The organism is Myroides phaeus (genome assembly GCF_009799805.1).
Lineage (GTDB): Bacteria > Bacteroidota > Bacteroidia > Flavobacteriales > Flavobacteriaceae > Flavobacterium > Flavobacterium phaeum_A.
In genome coordinates, this window is the sequence record NZ_CP047050.1 from 2,127,335 (window position 1) to 2,146,970 (window position 19,636).

General features: G+C 32.7%; 14 protein-coding genes and 1 CRISPR repeat array (1 of these 15 only partly in view). Of the genes, 13 read left to right on the forward strand and 1 reads right to left on the reverse strand.

What is annotated here, in order from left to right:
• The first annotated feature begins 386 nt into the window (after positions 1 to 386).
• From GQS07_RS09570 to GQS07_RS09590, 5 genes are all read left to right on the forward strand, one after another.
• Complete coding sequence (locus tag GQS07_RS09570; RefSeq protein WP_158210595.1) at positions 387 to 2,153, forward strand: histidine kinase; 1,767 nt, start codon at positions 387 to 389, stop codon at positions 2,151 to 2,153.
• A 10-nt stretch (positions 2,154 to 2,163) separates the two neighbouring features.
• Positions 2,164 to 2,901 carry a LytR/AlgR family response regulator transcription factor gene (locus GQS07_RS09575; protein ID WP_158210596.1) on the forward strand — a complete coding sequence of 246 codons (738 nt, stop codon included), beginning with the start codon at positions 2,164 to 2,166 and terminating at the stop codon, positions 2,899 to 2,901.
• Positions 2,902 to 3,103: 202 nt separating this feature from the next.
• Positions 3,104 to 4,702: a DUF3137 domain-containing protein gene (locus GQS07_RS09580; protein WP_158210597.1), complete on the forward strand. Its 1,599-nt coding sequence runs from the start codon at positions 3,104 to 3,106 to the stop codon at positions 4,700 to 4,702.
• Between the two features lie 35 nt (positions 4,703 to 4,737).
• Positions 4,738 to 5,376: a hypothetical protein gene (locus tag GQS07_RS09585; RefSeq protein ID WP_158210598.1), complete on the forward strand. Its 639-nt coding sequence runs from the start codon at positions 4,738 to 4,740 to the stop codon at positions 5,374 to 5,376.
• Between the two features lie 17 nt (positions 5,377 to 5,393).
• Positions 5,394 to 5,753: a DUF3592 domain-containing protein gene (locus GQS07_RS09590; protein WP_090406322.1), complete on the forward strand. Its 360-nt coding sequence runs from the start codon at positions 5,394 to 5,396 to the stop codon at positions 5,751 to 5,753.
• A gap of 376 nt (positions 5,754 to 6,129) precedes the next feature.
• On the opposite strand, the gene GQS07_RS09595 is transcribed toward GQS07_RS09590, so the two are convergent.
• Positions 6,130 to 6,762 carry a DUF6266 family protein gene (locus GQS07_RS09595; RefSeq protein ID WP_158210599.1) on the reverse strand — a complete coding sequence of 211 codons (633 nt, stop codon included), beginning with the start codon at positions 6,760 to 6,762 and terminating at the stop codon, positions 6,130 to 6,132.
• 675 nt (positions 6,763 to 7,437) lie between these two features.
• On the opposite strand from GQS07_RS09595, the gene cas6 reads away from it, so the two are divergent.
• Genes cas6 through cas2 form a run of 8 tightly spaced genes read left to right on the forward strand, consistent with a single transcriptional unit; the run spans position 7,438 to position 16,519 of the window.
• On the forward strand, positions 7,438 to 8,232 hold the full coding sequence (gene cas6 / locus GQS07_RS09600) for a CRISPR-associated endoribonuclease Cas6 (protein WP_158210600.1): 795 nt from the start codon (positions 7,438 to 7,440) through the stop codon (positions 8,230 to 8,232).
• Between the two features lie 2 nt (positions 8,233 to 8,234).
• Entirely contained in the window at positions 8,235 to 10,178 is a 1,944-nt protein-coding gene (locus GQS07_RS09605) for a hypothetical protein (RefSeq protein ID WP_158210601.1), read from the forward strand.
• A 2-nt stretch (positions 10,179 to 10,180) separates the two neighbouring features.
• Positions 10,181 to 11,104, forward strand: a complete 924-nt coding sequence (locus GQS07_RS09610) for a type I CRISPR-associated protein Cas7 (RefSeq protein ID WP_158210602.1) — start codon at positions 10,181 to 10,183, stop codon at positions 11,102 to 11,104.
• 60 nt (positions 11,105 to 11,164) lie between these two features.
• Positions 11,165 to 11,935, forward strand: a complete 771-nt coding sequence (cas5b, locus tag GQS07_RS09615; protein ID WP_158210603.1) for a type I-B CRISPR-associated protein Cas5b — start codon at positions 11,165 to 11,167, stop codon at positions 11,933 to 11,935.
• Entirely contained in the window at positions 11,919 to 14,714 is a 2,796-nt protein-coding gene (gene cas3, locus GQS07_RS09620; RefSeq protein ID WP_158210604.1) for a CRISPR-associated helicase Cas3', read from the forward strand. Before cas5b ends, cas3 begins: the two co-directional genes overlap by 17 nt.
• Before the next feature lie 2 nt (positions 14,715 to 14,716).
• Entirely contained in the window at positions 14,717 to 15,226 is a 510-nt protein-coding gene (gene cas4 / locus GQS07_RS09625; RefSeq protein ID WP_158210605.1) for a CRISPR-associated protein Cas4, read from the forward strand.
• A 20-nt stretch (positions 15,227 to 15,246) separates the two neighbouring features.
• Positions 15,247 to 16,254 (forward strand): type I-B CRISPR-associated endonuclease Cas1b, encoded by a 1,008-nt coding sequence (gene cas1b, locus GQS07_RS09630; RefSeq protein ID WP_158210606.1) that lies wholly within the window; start codon positions 15,247 to 15,249, stop codon positions 16,252 to 16,254.
• A 1-nt stretch (position 16,255) separates the two neighbouring features.
• A complete protein-coding gene (gene cas2 / locus GQS07_RS09635) occupies positions 16,256 to 16,519 on the forward strand; it encodes a CRISPR-associated endonuclease Cas2 (protein ID WP_158210607.1) in 264 nt (87 codons plus the stop codon).
• A gap of 204 nt (positions 16,520 to 16,723) precedes the next feature.
• Positions 16,724 to 19,636: direct repeats of the CRISPR family, unit length 30 nt; unit sequence CTTCTAATTGTACCTTGATGGAATTGAAAT (it continues 3,356 nt past the right edge of the window).

Genomic DNA, 19,636 nt, shown 5'->3' on the forward strand with positions numbered 1-19,636 from the left:
AGAAGAAAACAGAAAAGCGTAGTGTTTCGAAAAAGAAAGGTTGAAAGCAAAGCTTTCAAAAAATATGCATTGTGGAAACGCGAAGTATCGCGTCTGTACCGAAAATTATACGTTACACATATCCACAATGCCGTATCACGCATCACGTATCACGTATCACGTTTCCCAATCAAATAAATTTTAATAAATCTTTATGAATACGTAGCTTTGACGCTCTTAAAAAAGCAAAGCAAACTATGGTCAATCGGCAGTTTACCCTATTTTTACTCTTAATTTTGTGTTTTTTTACTTCGTGTAAGGAACAACTTAACAACGAAGAAACCGCTCTTAACAATAAAGAAAATTACACCCGTACAACGGCGGATTACTTGGCGATGCTTCTATCCATGGATACCCTTAGTGTTGAGGAGAAGAAGGAAATAGTACAACAAGAAAAAGACCAATTTACTGCTGTTGCCAACAAAGAAAAGAATCCCTTTTATCACTATATAAGCGGATTAGAAGCGTATCAAAACAAAGCATTTGATGAGGCACAGCAACACTTCACAGCGATGCAAACAGCAGCGCAACAAGCAGAAGTAACCCACCTTAAAGAACTGTATATTCTATACTCGGCATTAAACAGCAACGCCATTGTTGACGCGGCGTTGATGGAGGAATTATTGCTAAAAACAAGTGAAGCAGAAAAGGCAAACAGCAGTATTACTTTTCGCTTTTACGACGCTTTGGCACAAGCATATTTCAAAAACAGAAACCCTGCAAAAGCCTTAGAATACGCAACCTTACACTTTGAAAACCACCCATTAAACAAGACAGTAGTCGTTCAACAACGCTATTACGAAATATCGTTACTCTTGGCAATTACATCCGGAAACGAAGATAAAGTAGACCATTTAAGAGACGAGTTCAAACGCTTGTTAGCACAAACACAAGACCCGTTTGCCACAGCGCGTTATTACGATTTAGAAACCTTTTACTACAACATAAAAAAGGACTACCCACAAGCATTAGCAAGTAGTCAGGAGAGTTTTAACCAATTGAAAAAGCTCGACGCACTAACCGTTGCCTCGTTCAATAACCTGGCTACCAGTTTCATCAAAAACAACTTAGTAGATTCGGCTTTAACCTATTACAAAGAGGGATTACACTGGGCAGACACTCGTAACAAAGGACAAGAAAAAGGAATTATCTACAGCGGATTAAGCAACACATACAAGATAAAAGGCGACTATAAAAACGCATTAATAGCCTTAGACTCTTGCTATAAAGTAGAAACAGCAAACCAAGAAAAGATAAAAGCAGACTTTATAGCCGAGTTGCAAACCAAGTACGAAACCGAGAAAAAAGACTCAGAAATAGCCTTATTAAAAACGAATAACGACTTAAACCAAAAAGTGATCAAGCAGCAATGGCGTATGTTTACGGCATTCGGACTCCTTATTGTCTTTGCGTTTTTATATATGCAAATCCGCTATCGCCAACGCTTGTTAAAAGAGCGAAACCAGCGATTAGAAACGGAAAACAAGAAAATGCAAGTAGAACAACGCGCACTCCAATTGCAGTTAAATCCACACTTCATTTACAATTCCATTGCCAATTTACAAGGGTTAATTGTCAATGACCAAAAGCGACAAGCCAATGAATACCTGCTTGCCTTTTCAACCCTAATGCGCAATATCTTAGAACACAATCGCTGTGAGTTTATCACCTTAAAAGAAGAATTAACCACCATTAGCAATTACGTCAAACTACAACAAATGCGTTATGCTAACAAGTTTGAGTACACTATAAATTGCCACGATATCCTCACAGATAATATTGAAATTCCGCCTATGCTATTACAGCCATTCGTTGAAAATGCCATTGAACACGGGTTTGCCCATATTGACTATGCAGGAAAACTGTCGATGGAAATAACACAGGAAAATCAGCACATACACATTTGTATAACAGACAACGGAAAAGGGCTGAATACCCCAAATCAAAAGTCGCAAACTAAGAAGTCGCTATCCCAAACAATCACACAAGAGCGTTTAGACTTACACTATAATAGCACACAAAAAAGAGCCCATTTTGAGGTTGTAAACAAGGCAGATACCCCACAACAAACAGGTGTAGTAGTTCATATTTATTTGCCAATTTTAATCGACTAAACCCAACAAAATGAAAGTATATATACTCGAAGATGAAGCCAATATCTTAAAATACATCCTCTCGTTAATCGTTGATATACCCTACTTACAAGTAGTTGGGTATGCGGGGGAAATCAGCAAAGCAGAAATAGAAATTGAACAACAACAACCCGATTTAATATTAGCCGATATCCACTTAAAAGACGGCAATAGCTTTTCGCTGTTTCACAAAATGGAAGTAAACGCACAGATAATATTTATCACTGCTTATAGCAATTACGCCATCGACGCCTTAAACTTAGGTGCGTTTTCTTACTTGTTGAAACCCATTGATGAGGCGGAGTTTAAACAGCAAATAGACAGGTGTTATAACAATTTTGACGATCATAAAATCGACAAAAAGCAATTGGAAATAGCCTCTGATTATTACCAAAATGAACAAGCGCCAACGCGTATTGCACTAAAAAACTTTGACTACACACAAATCGTACAAGTGCGCGATATTATGTATTGCAAAAGTGACAAAGGATACACGACTTTTTATTTGAATAGCGGACAAAAGATAGTGGTGTCAAAAGTGTTGAAAGAATACGAAGCCCTGTTGCCCGGCAACACCTTTATCCGTTGTCACCAATCCTATTTAGTCAATGTAAACTACATCAGCAAGTATTACAAAAACGGCTTATTAGAGTTGTTTACCAAGCAAACCATTCCCGTATCCGATCGTAAAAAGGAAGTAGTCTTAGAATTTATAAGCAGTATTTCCTAAGTAAAATAGGGGGTTGGCAGTTATATTTTACACAATAAATTTAATAATTGTACTAAAATGACAAAACGATTATTTGTAAAAAGAGTACGATAATTTACTAAAAAGTAGCGAAAAAAGATAAGTTCCCTCAGGCCATAAAATACCCTTTATTTTTGTGGCAAGTTGATAAATAAGGAAGTCAACTTGGTTAGTCCCCATAGTTATGAACCTGAGTGAAGCCCAAAAAATAATAGTAACAGAATGCGACAGAGAAAAGAAAATTGCTCTGCGCAACCTTATTGTCATCGCGGTAGTTGCTCTTATTATAGTGGTTTTACTTGTGGTTTATGCTTTAGAACCCCTTCAAAGCACCTTTTCAAAAACCATAGATAATTTAGAAAACAGTACAAACGTTGGTGCGTATTACAAAATTATCTTTCCGATTATCTTCCTTAGTCTGATTGCCTTTCCTTTAAATTCATTGCGCAATGTGATGAATAGAAGTAAGCAAGTTACAGCAGTTTTTACCCGCATAAAGCAAGGTAAAACAGGAGAAGTAGTCGATATTGAGAATGCCTATTTAACCATAGTACCTTTATTTATTGTCAGACTTACGTTAGATCCGATCAGTTATATGAAGGTACGTGTGGACCAAAAGGAGTTTACACTTCCGGTTCCCCCTTTGGTGATTCCCCATATAACCAGAGCGTTAGCCCACGTAGATGTTGGGTATTACGAGCAGGTGATAGGCGCTATTTACGGAGAAAACAAACAAGAAATAGCAATAGAAGAACAAGGAGAAACGAACTTAGCTCCGTTGCACACATTTCAAGCATTTTGCAGACAAACCTTTAGACAACAGTTGTCTACTCTTGAAAAAGAGCGCACAAAATCAAACAAAGTACTGTATTTTCAAGTGGTCATTTCCCTTGCTTTAGTAGGCGGAATCATTTACTTCTCTACGGTTAATCCCGACTTTTTTCAGGACTCACTTAACCTACTTATGTTTATAGGAGGATTCTTTTTAGTGATGACTATAGGCGCATTGGTGTACTATATGGGACAGCAGAATAATACCCCAAAGCAACAAAATACCAGAAGTAAAGACACTTCATCAAGTTTACAAGAGATAAAGAAAACCGTATTTACGAAGATTGTACACTTTATCAATCCCAAGTTTCATTACATCGAAAAAGGGCATTTATCCCTACCCGAAATATTGTATTCAGACCTACTGAAAGTCAAGCAGTACGCTGTATATGGGGGAGAACAATTTGTAGGCTATTACAAAGGAGTACCCTTTCAGTCGTGTAACCTAACCCTGACCTATCGCCCCAATATGCGCAGTGTCAAAGAAGCTGACGATACCGTATTTACAGGAAATTACTTTGTAGCGAGAACCCCTCAGAAGTTTACCGTACCCATTTACATACACCCTAAAAAAGGGGTGTTTAGCACTGTAATGGACAACGAAATAGCTACCTATTTACACAAAAGCGGAGAAAAAGTAACTGTTAGCAACGAAGCCTTTTTACAGCAATTTACCGTTTACAGTAAAGACGCAACACAAGTTAGAAGAGTGTTAAACCCCGTGTTTATGGAGCGTTTGCTGGCGATTAACAAACGCAGTAAAGGAAATGTGTATGTGGTACTGAAAGAGCACACCATAATCATTGCAAGTAATACATCCAATATAACGGAGGTCGGTTTACAAGCACAAGATGCGTTGTTTACCAAAATAGACCAAGCGTTATTAGACAAAATGTACCAAGAGATAATAGGGCAATTAGAAATAATAGACAACCTACAAATAGTTCAGTAAAGAAAATAAGTATTAAATATTAAATCAAAGTAGTTATGAAAAAGATGATTCTGTTTTTAGTTGTTGCCACAACGACGATGTTAACCTCTTGTGGAGGAAGTACAATTTTTCCACAAAACGAAGACAATGGCAAGCAAGTTAAAGACTTAGTAATTAAGAACTTCGGAGGAGATAAACAAATCAGTTCAATCACCTTATTATCTCAAGATGAGTTATATGCCGCTTTAGGAAGCGTTACGATTCAGTACAAAGATGGAGACAAGAAGTACGAGCAAACGTATGCAGACGGTAAAGTAGGTGAGCCAAAAGAAGAAATGGAGAACGCAATGGCAAAGCAAGCAAGCGAGTTAATTGCAAATATTCAGAATAAAGTAGGCGTTAAAACAGAAGCTAAAAAGGACTATACAGTAGCCTTAGAAAGCATTAATTACGATCAGATTCCGTACCAAGTAGGAGCAGCAGCAGCTATGTTAGAATCAGAATATGAGAAGTTTGTTTTGCGCAGCTATACAGTAAGAGTAGTAGGAGAAAACGAATTACAAGTTCGCTTTGTTATACATGCACAAAAAATTGGAGAAGCAAAAGAAATGCGTGGCCGTAAGACCGTAACAAGCTATTACGATTTCACATTCGAATTACAAAAATACGGAACAGTTGATTTCGCAGGTATATAATTTAAAACAGATAAAAGATGCAAAGTAATTTAGCAAAAATCATCTTCCTTGTATTAGTAGTTGCAGGAGGAATCGGGGCTTATATGTTGTACAACGGAGGAATGTTTGACACCCGTAAATACAAAAGCGAGTATGTAACTTATGCCAAATCAGAAGCGACTATCGTTGATATTGAAGAAGTAAAAAGAAGAAAGTCGAACGAGCTTACGTGGACATTAGAGTATAAAGATTATGCTGGCAATCTAAAAAAAGAGAGAATTGCAGGGGAGTCTTTTATGCGTAAAAAAGTAGGTGATAAAATAGTTATTTACTACGACTCTGTTGCAAACCGTTTAGCGGTAACAGAACAACGCTATAAAGAAATAATGAGAGATTAATCTCGTTATGGTCGCAAAAAATAGTTAGTTAGACCAAGTGCAAAAGAAAAAGAACCAATGCTTACAAGTGAAGTCCACAAAGATGTTTTTGTGGACTTTTTTTTGTTTTCTCTTTTCATTTTTTTCTTGATAAAAAAACGAAACAAAAAAATCAAGGCTGTATTTGTTTAGCGGTCAAACTTGCATTTGCCACCTAAATGAAAAAATACGAGCTCCACTGCGTTACGCCATTTTTCATTTTGCGGTGTCTGCATGCATTTGACGCTCGCTAAACAAATAAGGCCGCTCAAACGCATCGTCTGATAAGTGATGTTTTGGTTTACGATGATGTGTCGTCACAAAGACGCATCACGTTTTACGTATCACGCATTACCTTCTATATCAACCCATAAAAGTTCACACTTGTACTACATTCACTATCATCCTGTTTAGCAAAAAAGAACCACACAATACAATTTTTTGCTTTCCAATTTTCTGGTAACGGCGACGTAAATGTACCCTCACTTCTAATGCCTTCTTTGTCAGGTAAGAAGAATAATTTTTGCTTTTCACAAAACAATACCACTTTCGCTTTATCCGAGTCAAGTGCCAGATCACGACCACCATTAGGCGTCCAATTAATACGCAATTCTTCGTCAGTAAGCGTTACCTCCGTAATCGTTGCAGCAGGCAAGTATCCCTTTGTAATCACAACCTGTTGGTAGTCGATTTGGAGGTTGTCATCAATGTCTTTAATTGCATATAATAAAAGATGTGAAAGCGCCAAGTTCGTACGTGATTTAGCACCTATTTTATGTCCGAAATACAGATCTGTAACGTCGCTCAGAGGATACAAAAACTCGTGCGACAACTTAAACTTTTGTTGTTGTTTCAACTGAGCAGGAGTTGATTTGTAATTTGATTTTTTAGGTTTAGTACGCATACATTTTTGACCTCTGTAGTTGTATCCAATCACAGTACCAATCGAACCGGTAAACTCACCTAAAATACTATTTGGAATTCTTGCCATAATGAAAGATTATTTTGTTTTTAAATAATAGAGTGTTGGTTGTCAGATTCTTATATGGCAAAATTAAATATATTTATAATGTATTTTTTTGGCTATTTTGGGCTCAAATGACCACTTTTTTCCCTTCTTGTCTCTTTTCCTGTCTTGTAGTCACATTCTTGTGCAAACTCTTGCTATTACTGGGGTTGTACGTGTTTTATAGCAAAATGATACACATTGTAAAAAAGAGTATGTAAAGGCAAAAAAGGTTTTTTTGAGGGGTAAAAAGTCATATTTAGCTAAATCAAACGCTAATAGCAATCTAATTTTGAAGTGTAATTATTTGTGAATTAAGGGTGTTTTAATTAGCCCACGTTCGAGACATCTCCCACACAAGTACCACAGACCTTCGGAAATCAGCTTTTTTTCGGTAGGTGTGTGGTACAAATGTGGTATTTGTGTGGTACAAGGTCCGTATAAGTCTGTAATGATAGGTGGTTGAGGGGTGTTGATTTGTTTTTTTAACAGAAAGAGGGGTTGGGGGGAAGATGAGAGGGATAGTGCTTTAACTCAAAATAATGAGGGGTTTACTAAAAATAAAGATTTTGAATAAGATAATTATATATCTTTAAGAATACAATTGTATTGTTGAAAATTGAATTATGTAAATTAAAGAGCTATTATATAGGTTAGAAAATGAGGTTTAAATTAATATTAGAAGCAATAGAAGGAACTCTTGTAATTCCAGTTAATTATCAATATCCTTTATCTTCTGCGATATATAGAATCATTGCGAAAGGAGATAAAGAGTATGCTAGTTTTTTACATGAACGTGGATATGGTAAAGGGTATAAGTTTTTTAGTTTTAGTGATATAAAATGTCCTTTTACAATACAAGGTGATCGCTTGCATTTGAAACAAAATACATTAGAATTTCAGATTGCTTTTCAGTTGCCAGAGGCGATGCAACACTTTGTACAAGGTTTATTTGCTTCTGAAAAAATATGTATTGCAGATAAAAAATCAAAACAATCTTTTAAAGTAAAGTCAATAGAGACAATCCCTAATCTATTTTCTTCAAAAACTCTAAACGAAATTTTATCAATTGAAGTAAAACCTTTTTCCCCATTAGTAGTTGGAGAAAAGAATGAAAGAAGACATTACGATTATCTAAGCCCAGAAGATTTAAGATTTTTAGATTCATTTATAATGAATTGGCGAGAAAAAATTAAAGCATTTTATGATTTAGAAACCGCGAATACTGCATTATTAATGATTGAGCCCAAGTTTTACTTAAAAGGAAGTCGCCCAAGACTGATTACAATTAAAGATAATACAGAGGCGGAAACGAAGATTAAGGGATATATAAATTTTAAGATTGCTATTACAGCTGAGCGCCGATTCGTCGATTTATTATTAAATGTTGGAGGAGGTTTATATAATGCTCAAGGAATGGGTTTTTTAGAAGTTATTGACGAAAAAAAAATATAGAGATGATAAAAGAACTAGTAAATTTTACCCAAGCCTTGCCTGAGGAATTTAAGAATCAGGGGTCTCAACCTAAAGAAGGTTTACATATTTTATTACATCAGAAAAACGAAAATCAGGTTTGTAGTATTGATTTAGTAGATTTTGAGTATGAACTTTTTTCAAAGAAAGAAAAGGAAGAGGTAAGTGCCTTTCTGAATAAATGTAAGACTTTACAGCAGAATGCTTGGTGCATTGATACAAACAAATGTTTTGATTTACCTACAAAAGCTATTCATAGTTGCTCTCCGTATATGGTTGCTTTTAAAAGAGAACATTTAATAGGAGGTGAAAAATATAAAGCAAATGCTGGAGGGAAGAAAAAACAGATATATGAACGTTTTTCAGGTTATTTTGAAAAAACTAGTTTATTATTTGAGAATGAAACTGAAAAAGAGGTAAACAAAATAGTTGAACACTTTTTTACACAGAATCAGTTTTCGTTGATTTTAGATAAGATAGAAATGAGATTGGAATCTGATCGTGTCTTGTTACTAGGTAAACAAGAGGAATTAAAAGAATTGTTTCAGAAAAGTAATGATAAAGCTGAAAAACAGAAATGTAAAGATGCTTTAAGTGTAATAGATCAAGAGTTGTTAAAAGTAAGACAACTTACAGATGCAGATTATATTATTTTTTACATAGATGAGTCTATAGAGAACTATAAAAAAGTCCATAAAAAGTACTTGGATGATAAGTTGTTTAATACAGATAAATATAATACAATTCCAAATGAAGAAGGTCTTATTTATGGAACTAGTAATTTTTTGAATGGTTTTAATAGTAATATGCCTTTTCTAATGCATCAAACAGCAAGTTTTGATATATCTGGACGTATTTCAAATTTAGAAGCAAAGTTTTTATATGAGTTTAAAAATATTTTACCAAATAAGATTTTGCCAAGTCCTTTACCAGTATTTATTTATCAAGAAGAATTAGATGATTTAATGATTAAAATAATTCGAGAGAATGGATTTAAGTTAGGGTATAAGGAAATTATAGAGAAACTGATAAAAGATTATAGTGCAGATGCAAGTAATTATTATCTATTATTTTGGCAAAATACAAAGGATGGAATAGTATTTAAAGATTTTGATTTTGTAACAAAGTTTGAGTATAAGCTAAAAGATGAAATGCAAATTGAAAACTTCTTTGAAATAAAAGAAAAGGGAGGAAAAGATTTAAAGTTTTATCCTTTAATTACTAATGTTTTTGAATTAGAACAAACAGTTTTAAAGCCTTTTATTCAGACAAGGTTCTTGAGAGTTGACTATTTTTCTGATTTAAGTAAAGATGGGTACGAAGGACTAGATTTGACTTTTGTATCTTATTCTAAATACAGAAAAACTGTTTATGACTACGTATATAAATCACAGAGACAAACGATAGATCAACATATGTTTGATGAAATGGTATTTAATGCTGTAAAGGATGATATCAAAAGAGTTAATGAATATGGAATTAAAGAAAAATTAAATATTTGGTATAGTACACAACACTTTTTTAATCAACAAAATAAGGAATATATGGGAAGTAAACTTAAAGATTATCAAAACTTTGTAGAAGAGGTGATATCTGATGAGGGATTGTTAAGAGAAGCAAATGATACAGATTTTGCTTTTATCTCAGGGATGGTAATCGACTATTTAATGAGTAAGAGTAAATCGGCAGATACAAGTTATCAGCTTTTAGAGCCCTATCTACAACAATCAAAATGTAGCGAATTTAAAAAAGCTATTGCGAATGATTTTGCACGTTATAAACATGAGAATTATTCTCGTAGTTTCGAAAGAGCAGCAGCATTTGTCCTTAGTTATGAAACTACAATCAACTTGAAACAATTATTACCTGAAATACTTTCTGGAGTATTTGCAAAAAATCAATTATACAGTAAAATTAAAAATCAATAGTTATGAGTACAACATTTAAAAATCGTGTTTATGGCGCTGCAGTCATCAAATCAATTAACTCTAATTACAATGCAGACTTTTCGGGTCAACCACGAAAATTGCCAAATGGAGTGGTATATGCAACAGATAAAGCATTGAAATATTCTGTACGTAACTATTGGAAAACTGCTTTAAATGAGAATATCTTTTATTTTAAATCTCTTAATGAAACAATGGCTCCCAGAAGTTTAGACGAAACTTATTTGTTGCATTATAAAGAGTTTAAACATGAAAAAGATAAGGATAAATCTAAATTGCGTTTAGAGGTTTTAGGTAATTTATTAAAAAACTTAGATGTTCGTTTATTTGGAGGTACTTATGCAGGGAAAACTAATATTTCAATTCACGGTACTTGTCAAATTACACATGGAGTGAATAAATTTTCTGAGAACGTAATTTATTCAGAACAAATTATGTCTCCATTTCGTAACTCAAATGAGGGAAGCGCAGAGAATACAATGACAACTTTAGGATCTCAATCTCGATTAGAGGAGGGGCACTATGTACATCATTTTTCAGTAAATCCTAAAAATATTGAAGAAGATGTAAATCGAGTTGAAGCAAAAGGATTAACATCTGATGATATTGATAAATTAAAAGAAGGACTTCGCAAAGGGGCTACTTACTATGACTCTGCTGCTAAGTCAGGAACTGAAAATGAATTATTGTTATGGGTTGAATTAAAAGAAAATGCAAAAACAGTGTTGCCTTCTTTTGTCAACTTAATAGATATTAATGATAATAAAGAAATTGATTTATCTAAAGTGCAAGCTCTTTTAAAAGAACCGCATATTGCATCAGATATTCAAAAGATAGAATTGTATTATAGCAAAGCATTAACAAAGGTGATTAATTTGCCAGAAGGTGCTGTTGTAAGTGAAATGTAATCAAGCTTTCCTGAAGGTGTAAAATCTTCAGGAAGCTTTTAATCTGTTTAAAACTGACTTATGAAATTAGTATCTATAGATCTACATTCAGAGTTTGGTTTTTTTAGAAAACCAGACACCAATAATACGATTAATCTGTCTTACAATATGATTCATAAACCAGCTGTTTTAGGAATTCTTGGAGCAATATTGGGGTTAGGAGGTTATAAAGAAAAGGGAGTTTTACCTGAATATTACGTTCAGTTAAAAGATTTGAAAATAGCGATTGAGCCTTTAAATCACGACAAAGGTAATTTTGTGAAAACGGCTATTAAATATACAAATACGGTAGGTTATGCTAATAAAGGTTCTAATTATTTGACAGAAGAACTGACTTTAGTTAAGCCTTCTTATCGGATCTATCTTTTGTTAAATGAATCTGATATATTACAAGGAAAACTTTTAAAATATCTTAGCGAAGCACAAACGGAATTCATACCATATTTTGGAAAGAATGAGTTTACTGCTTGGTGGACAAAAAGTAGTTTCAAAGAATATTCTTTTGAATTAGCAAATGGTGATTTAGAAGAAGGAATAGAATTAAAGAGTTTGTTTTTAAAGACTATTATTCACAAAGATAATAGTGAAGTACCTTTTCCCGCATTCGGATCTAGTGACATTGATTTAGACTCATTTGTATATTTTGAGCGATTACCAATGAATTTTAATGAAGAGTTGATGCAATATGAACTTTTCGATTTTGCATATTCATCTTATTTGATTAAAAATTCGAAAGCATTAGATAATCTATATTGTTTAAAGGAAACTGAAACCTATGTCCAATTCATATAAAACGGTAAAAGAGTTATTATCAGAAGTTCCCTCGTTAAGAAGTTTTTTACTTAACGAGGAAACTTATTGGGCACATAGACCTAAAGAAAGAGATAGTGCAAAAAGGCCAGAGACTTTACACGAACATGTTGAATTAGTTAATACCTATTTTGAAAAACTTGTAAATATTCATCAAATAGATGAAGGCATTGATTCCTTAATTCAAAAGTATTTACAAGATGTAAATGTTACTAATTTAGAATTGGGCAATGAAATAAAGAAGCAGTTTGTAAATAGTATTGTTTTTCACGACTATGGAAAGGTGAATGAAGCTTTTCAGGCAGATAAGGATAAGATGGATAATCCTGAATTTTATGGAAAAGAAAGGGCTAATAGCCCAATAGCTACAAATCACTCAGCATTAGGAGCTTTTATTTATTTAGCAAAGCATTTTAATGATATTTTTGATAAATTCAAAGACAATCAGCCATATTTACTATTATCTACTGCGTTCTTTTTTTCCTATAGTATTTTTAAACATCATAGTCCCAAAATAGATGATAATGTAGATATTACTTTATATATGGCTTATATTATGGCCAATAAAGACAAGAAAGAAGTAATTGACTTTATGTCTTCCTATTTTAAAGAATTTCAATATGATATAAATCCAGTTGTATTACAGTATATAGGGGATAAGAAAGTTTTGGAAAGATATGTTTTTAAAACATTTTGTAAATCAGCTTCTCTTTATGCATTGGTTAAAATGAATTTTTCATTATTAACAGCATCAGATTATTTAGCAACAAATGAATATAGTTCTGAGTTGTCAACTACAGATTTTGGAGTGTTTAGCCAAGAAAGGATCGATGAATTATATGATAATGTAAGTAAGCATAAATACCTTGATAGTGCTGGTACTAAATTAAACTATAATGCAAAGACTTATGAAGATTTAGACACTTGTGATTTAAAGAATCCAATAGAGATGTCAGGTGGAAATCTCAATATATTGCGAAAAGAGATGGGGGTAGAAGTATTGCGAAATATTCGTAATAATTTAGATAAAAATCTCTTCTATATTGAGGCTCCTACTGGAGGAGGTAAAACCAACCTTTCTATTTTAGCTACCATTGAATTGCTTAAAGGGCATAATGGAAAATTAAATAAGGTGTTTTATGTTTTTCCTTTTACAACTTTGATTACGCAAACTTTTGGAACATTAAAAGAAGTTTTAGGATTAAAAGAAGATGAAATAGTTGAATTACATAGCAGATCAGGATTTTCTGAAAAAGAAGAACACGATGGTCAATATGGAAAAGATAAGTTAAACTATATTTCTAATCTCTTTGCTCATTATCCAGTTAGTTTGTTATCACACATTAGTTTTTTTGATATTTTAAAAACGAACAGGAAGGAAAAGAATTATTTATTTCATCGTTTAGCAAATTCTATTGTGGTGTTAGATGAATTACAAAGTTATAGTCCAAGTCATTGGGATAAGCTGATCTATTTTATTCGCTTTTACGCAGCTACTTTAAATATTAAATTTATACTTATGTCTGCAACATTACCTAAGTTGGATAAATTGTTAGTATTAAAAGAAGATGTAAAAGACTTTGTGTATTTAATTCCTGAGGCACGTGCAAAGTATTTTCAAAACCTTAATTTCTCAGGAAGAGTAGATTTTGATTTTGACTATTTTGAAAGAACAGACTTAAAGTTACCAGAACTTGCAGATAGACTTGTGAGTGAATCTAAAACTTTTGCTGAGTTAGATTATGGTTCTGCCAAACCTTATGGATCAGTGTATACTATTATTGAATTTATTTATAAACAATCAGCCAGTGAGTTTTATGAAATTTTGAAGACTGATGATTTTTTTGATGAAATATTTGTTCTTTCAGGTACTATTTTAGAGCATCGGAGACAGTATATAATTAATTTTTTAAAGAATAAAGACAATAGGTTTAAGAAGGTATTATTGATTACCACTCAAGTTGTTGAGGCAGGTGTTGATATAGATATGGACTTAGGGTTTAAAGATCGTTCTTTAATAGATTCAGATGAACAATTAGCGGGACGTATAAATAGGAATGTCAATAAGAAAAACTGTAAGCTGTTTTTGTTCAATTACAATAAGGAATCTGCAATTTATGGAAATGATATTAGATTGAAAATAACAAGAGAACAAATAAAAGCTCCTGTGTATAAACAGATCTTGGAGACGAAAGATTTTGATAAATTGTATGATTTAGTAATTAATAATCGAAACAACTGGAATGACCAAGTAATGGCGGTAAATTTTGGAGAGTATGAGAGTCACGTTAAAAAATTAAAATTTACAAAAGTTCACGAAGAGTTTAAATTGATTGATTCTAATAATATTTCGTGTTTTTTACCAGTAGACATTGCTATCGAGATTGGCGATGAAGACAATAAAATTTCTTTTTTTAAAGAAAGCGAATTAGCTTTTTTAGCAAAGCATCAGATTTACCCTACTATTAATGGAGAGATTAAAGGAGCTGAGGTATTTGATCTTTATTTGGATATTATTCAAAATAGAATAGATTTTACAGAGCAGCGAATACGTGAAAAAATACTGCAGAGTATAATGTCAAAATATATTATTTCAATTTTTGCAACTGAGAATATAGAAAGACAATTAATTCATTTTAGTGATCTTGATAAATCTAGATTTGGTTATCAGTACATATCGCATTGGAAAGAATTTTATAGTGTAGAAGGAGGTATGGATAATCTGAAATTTAAAGGAGTAGAAGAAACACAATTTTTATAGGGATGTTAATCAATGCAACACATATTAATTTGTATCACGTTTGTAAACGTGAATTGTGGCTTCATTACAATGGAATTCGTATGGAGTATAATTCAGAGCTAGTTGCTGATGGAAAGTTAATTGGAGAAACGTCTTACAGTGATAGGTCTAGTAAATATACTGAGTTGCAATTAGGAAATGTTAAGATTGATTTTTATGATGCTAAAAATAAAATAGTTCATGAAGTCAAAAGGTCTGATAAAGTAGAACATGCACATTTAGCACAAGTTAAATACTATTTATATCGCTTGTTATTAGCTGGTGTTAGAGATGCCACGGGTATATTAGAATATCCAACACTAAGACAACGAGAAGAAGTTTTACTAACTAATAATGATATTTCTGAAATTAGAAAATGGGAACAAGAGATAGAATCAATTTGTACAAGTGAAGTATGTCCTTCTGTTATAAATGCTAAGATATGTAAGTCATGTAGTTATCAAGACTTTTGTTATATACAGGAAGCGGATTAACATTGTAAAAAGCTAATTTTATGAAAAAGACGTATTATTTATTTAATGCAGGAAGGCTTAGTCGTAAAGACAATACCTTAAAGTTTGTAGCAGTAGATCAAAATGGAGTAGAGGCTCCTGCAAAGTATATTCCAGTTGAGGGAGTGTCAGATTTATTTTGTTTTGGTAGTTTAGATGCTAATTCATCTCTTTATAATTTTTTAGGTAAAGCAGGAATTGCGGTTCATTTTTTTGATTATTATGAGCATTATACAGGCTCTTTTTCTCCAAAGGAATATTTGTTGGCAGGAAAGATGCAAATAGAGCAGACAAGACAATATATCGATAAAAAGAAGAGGCTTGTTTTAGCTCGAAAGTTCGTATCAGGAGCAACGTTTAATATAACAAAGAATCTAAAGTATTATATTAATAGAGAAAAGGACTTATCAGAAATATTGTATAATATAGAGCATTTGACTTTATCTATTAATAATACAAGTGAAATTGATGAACTAATGGGGATTGAAGGGAATATTAGACAAATGTATTATAAAGCTTTTGACGAAATTATTTCGACTGATTTTACAATGGGAAATAGAACCAAAAGACCTCCTGAAAATGAAATCAATGCTTTAATTTCTTATGGTAATATGTTGTGTTATACATTATGCTTAAGTCAGATTTATCATACTCAACTTAATCCAACAATTAGTTTCTTGCACGAGCCTGGATATCGAAGATATTCTTTGGCATTAGATTTAGCTGAAATATTTAAGCCTTTGTTAGTAGACCGACTTATTTTTAGATTATTAAATAAGAAAGAAATTCAAGCAAAAGACTTCGATCATCAATTGAATAGTTGTCTTTTAAAAGAATCAGGACGTAAGATATTTACCCGAGTTTGGGAGGAAAGAATTAATGAAACTTTTAAACACCCTGTTTTAAATAGGCATGTTAGTTATAAGCATCTTATAAAATTAGAATGTTATAAGCTAAGTAAACATATTTTAGGAATAGAAGAGTATAAACCATTTAAAGCACGCTGGTAAGATGTACGTTATATTAGTGTATGATATTTCTGATAAAAAAGTGGGCAAGATGCTAAAGTTATGCAGGCGTTACCTTAATTGGATTCAGAATTCAGTTTTTGAAGGAGAGATTTCTGAAGTGAAATTAAAAGAATTATTATCTGAAGCAAAATTGTTTATGGATAAAGACAAGGATAGTGTTATTGTTTTTAAAAGTAGAGAAGAAAAGTGGTTGGAAAAGGTGGTGATAGGAAGAGAGAAAAATGATTTAGATACTTTCCTGTAGTCGTCTATCTTTAGGATTTAGTAATTCATGTTCTTTGAAATATTGTTTTTAAAATATAAGTCGTTGATTTTTAGTGTTTTTAATGGTTGTCGCTGGTCTATGAAAAATCGGTAATTCATGATCGACTAATTTTGCCAGATAAAATTCAAATATTTATCTTTGTAAGCCTTGGGAATAGGCTTTTTTAAAGCTTTTTTTACACGGCTTCTAATTGTACCTTGATGGAATTGAAATTGCTATCAATAGCGTGGTTAATGTATTTCATAATAACTTCTAATTGTACCTTGATGGAATTGAAATCCGTTTGAAGTTTTCGAAACTGAGCTATATAGCTTAGCTTCTAATTGTACCTTGATGGAATTGAAATAACTGGACAAATTAAAAGCGATTTAATCGGTTATACTTCTAATTGTACCTTGATGGAATTGAAATATTGTCAAATGTTGGTAAGTTAAGAGTTGAGGCAAACTTCTAATTGTACCTTGATGGAATTGAAATAATCGTATAGAATATGTATTCATTTTTTTTTTTTTACTTCTAATTGTACCTTGATGGAATTGAAATCGAAGTCGAATTAAGAGAATTTAAGTCTGCCAGCTGCTTCTAATTGTACCTTGATGGAATTGAAATGAAGAGAAAAAAGATGACACCTTATTGTATATAGGTCTTCTAATTGTACCTTGATGGAATTGAAATGCGAGATAGAGAATTCCATTCTATGTGCGAATTTTCTTCTAATTGTACCTTGATGGAATTGAAATCGGTAGAGTAACAGAAAACTTTACAAAGAAGTATGACTTCTAATTGTACCTTGATGGAATTGAAATAAGGATCTGGATAAAACGGATATTGATCGAGGGGGCTTCTAATTGTACCTTGATGGAATTGAAATTTGGATAGAAAGATCCTAAATGTATTAAAATACGACTTCTAATTGTACCTTGATGGAATTGAAATAGGAGTACAACTTGAATTATTTTAAATATAAATCTTCTTCTAATTGTACCTTGATGGAATTGAAATGCAACAGGCTGAAACCTCTCTACAGCCCTTGTCTCCTTCTAATTGTACCTTGATGGAATTGAAATGAAATTGCAGAATCTAAAAGACGTGATGCAGAATCTTCTAATTGTACCTTGATGGAATTGAAATACCCAAGAGACTTCTTCAATGTACCTGGCTCTATAAACTTCTAATTGTACCTTGATGGAATTGAAATAAAATAAGCATTAACAACGGTATAGAATGGTACTGTGCTTCTAATTGTACCTTGATGGAATTGAAATAGGGAATAGCAAGTTTACTAAACTTAACAATTATACACTTCTAATTGTACCTTGATGGAATTGAAATACAATATGAATAGGAGCTTTGTTTACATCTCCACGCTTCTAATTGTACCTTGATGGAATTGAAATATAACATACCTCGAGGTTATGGCATTTGGATAGTATCTTCTAATTGTACCTTGATGGAATTGAAATGATAGTGCTAAAAAAGCAATGGAAGAAGCTAAAACTTCTAATTGTACCTTGATGGAATTGAAATTGGTAAGCTGCAACAACACTATCTATCTTCCCACTTCTTCTAATTGTACCTTGATGGAATTGAAATGTAGTGGAATTGCGAAGAACATTAAAAGCGCAAAAGCTTCTAATTGTACCTTGATGGAATTGAAATCGGCTAATTGGCAAATCTATTTTTAGACTATTTTCTCTTCTAATTGTACCTTGATGGAATTGAAATGTAATTAAGTATGCTGCACATAATTTAGGAGTAAACCTTCTAATTGTACCTTGATGGAATTGAAATACAATAAATGATTCAGCTTTATGAACTTTAATAAGCTTCTAATTGTACCTTGATGGAATTGAAATTAGTCTGAGAACTTAGGTAAAGCAACATTACCTGTTCTTCTAATTGTACCTTGATGGAATTGAAATGTAATTAAGTATGCTGCACATAATTTAGGAGTAAACCTTCTAATTGTACCTTGATGGAATTGAAATAAGTTCACGGATATGGGTCAGTTTGGTTTTAGCTCTCTTCTAATTGTACCTTGATGGAATTGAAATAAGTATTAATCAAGAAGTTAAACATTAATAATTATCTTCTAATTGTACCTTGATGGAATTGAAATTCGAATCAATAGCGTGGTTAATATATTTCATATCAACTTCTAATTGTACCTTGATGGAATTGAAATACGGGTAAAGCAAGTGTTAGTGACGCTGATAATGCTTCTAATTGTACCTTGATGGAATTGAAATGATTTCTATAAACCTTTAGAGGGATACACGGAAATGCTTCTAATTGTACCTTGATGGAATTGAAATAAAGAATATGAGTTAGAAGAACGTTCTAACGAATTTCTTCTAATTGTACCTTGATGGAATTGAAATTAAACATTAACAAGGCTAAACCTCCTAAAACAAACACTTCTAATTGTACCTTGATGGAATTGAAATCAAGCAAGATTTGACGCTGAAATGGGGCGTTTACACTTCTAATTGTACCTTGATGGAATTGAAATATTACATTAACAACTCCAAAAGGAATTTTAATAAACTTCTAATTGTACCTTGATGGAATTGAAATTTACTTGTAAAACGTCCGACATAACCGCTGGCGCCCTTCTAATTGTACCTTGATGGAATTGAAATATTTAAAGAGTCCATTTCCAGAAGCGAAACCAAAAGCTTCTAATTGTACCTTGATGGAATTGAAATAGGAGGAATTCCACCAAACTTGGTTTCAGGGGGCAGCTTCTAATTGTACCTTGATGGAATTGAAATATACCTACCGTTGCGCCACCAGCGACCGCCAACGGCTTCTAATTGTACCTTGATGGAATTGAAATATATACTCACGTGTCGCCTGACAAGCTGAGTCGTAAACTTCTAATTGTACCTTGATGGAATTGAAATTAACTTGCAAATTCACCATTTGAAGTCTTTGCAACTTCTAATTGTACCTTGATGGAATTGAAATTAACTAATATCAAAAGCAAATGCGATAGATACGAAACTTCTAATTGTACCTTGATGGAATTGAAATACACCTACCGCGCCACCACCAGCGATGGCTAACGGACTTCTAATTGTACCTTGATGGAAT

Coding starts and splice junctions, on each gene's coding strand:
- GQS07_RS09570 (WP_158210595.1), top strand. CDS start 387: ATGGATACCCTTAGTGTTGAGGAGAAGAAGGAAATAGTACAACAAGAA.
- GQS07_RS09575 (WP_158210596.1), top strand. CDS start 2,164: ATGAAAGTATATATACTCGAAGATGAAGCCAATATCTTAAAATACATC.
- GQS07_RS09580 (WP_158210597.1), top strand. CDS start 3,104: ATGAACCTGAGTGAAGCCCAAAAAATAATAGTAACAGAATGCGACAGA.
- GQS07_RS09585 (WP_158210598.1), top strand. CDS start 4,738: ATGAAAAAGATGATTCTGTTTTTAGTTGTTGCCACAACGACGATGTTA.
- GQS07_RS09590 (WP_090406322.1), top strand. CDS start 5,394: ATGCAAAGTAATTTAGCAAAAATCATCTTCCTTGTATTAGTAGTTGCA.
- GQS07_RS09595 (WP_158210599.1), bottom strand. CDS start 6,762: ATGGCAAGAATTCCAAATAGTATTTTAGGTGAGTTTACCGGTTCGATT.
- cas6 (WP_158210600.1), top strand. CDS start 7,438: ATGAGGTTTAAATTAATATTAGAAGCAATAGAAGGAACTCTTGTAATT.
- GQS07_RS09605 (WP_158210601.1), top strand. CDS start 8,235: ATGATAAAAGAACTAGTAAATTTTACCCAAGCCTTGCCTGAGGAATTT.
- GQS07_RS09610 (WP_158210602.1), top strand. CDS start 10,181: ATGAGTACAACATTTAAAAATCGTGTTTATGGCGCTGCAGTCATCAAA.
- cas5b (WP_158210603.1), top strand. CDS start 11,165: ATGAAATTAGTATCTATAGATCTACATTCAGAGTTTGGTTTTTTTAGA.
- cas3 (WP_158210604.1), top strand. CDS start 11,919: ATGTCCAATTCATATAAAACGGTAAAAGAGTTATTATCAGAAGTTCCC.
- cas4 (WP_158210605.1), top strand. CDS start 14,717: ATGTTAATCAATGCAACACATATTAATTTGTATCACGTTTGTAAACGT.
- cas1b (WP_158210606.1), top strand. CDS start 15,247: ATGAAAAAGACGTATTATTTATTTAATGCAGGAAGGCTTAGTCGTAAA.
- cas2 (WP_158210607.1), top strand. CDS start 16,256: ATGTACGTTATATTAGTGTATGATATTTCTGATAAAAAAGTGGGCAAG.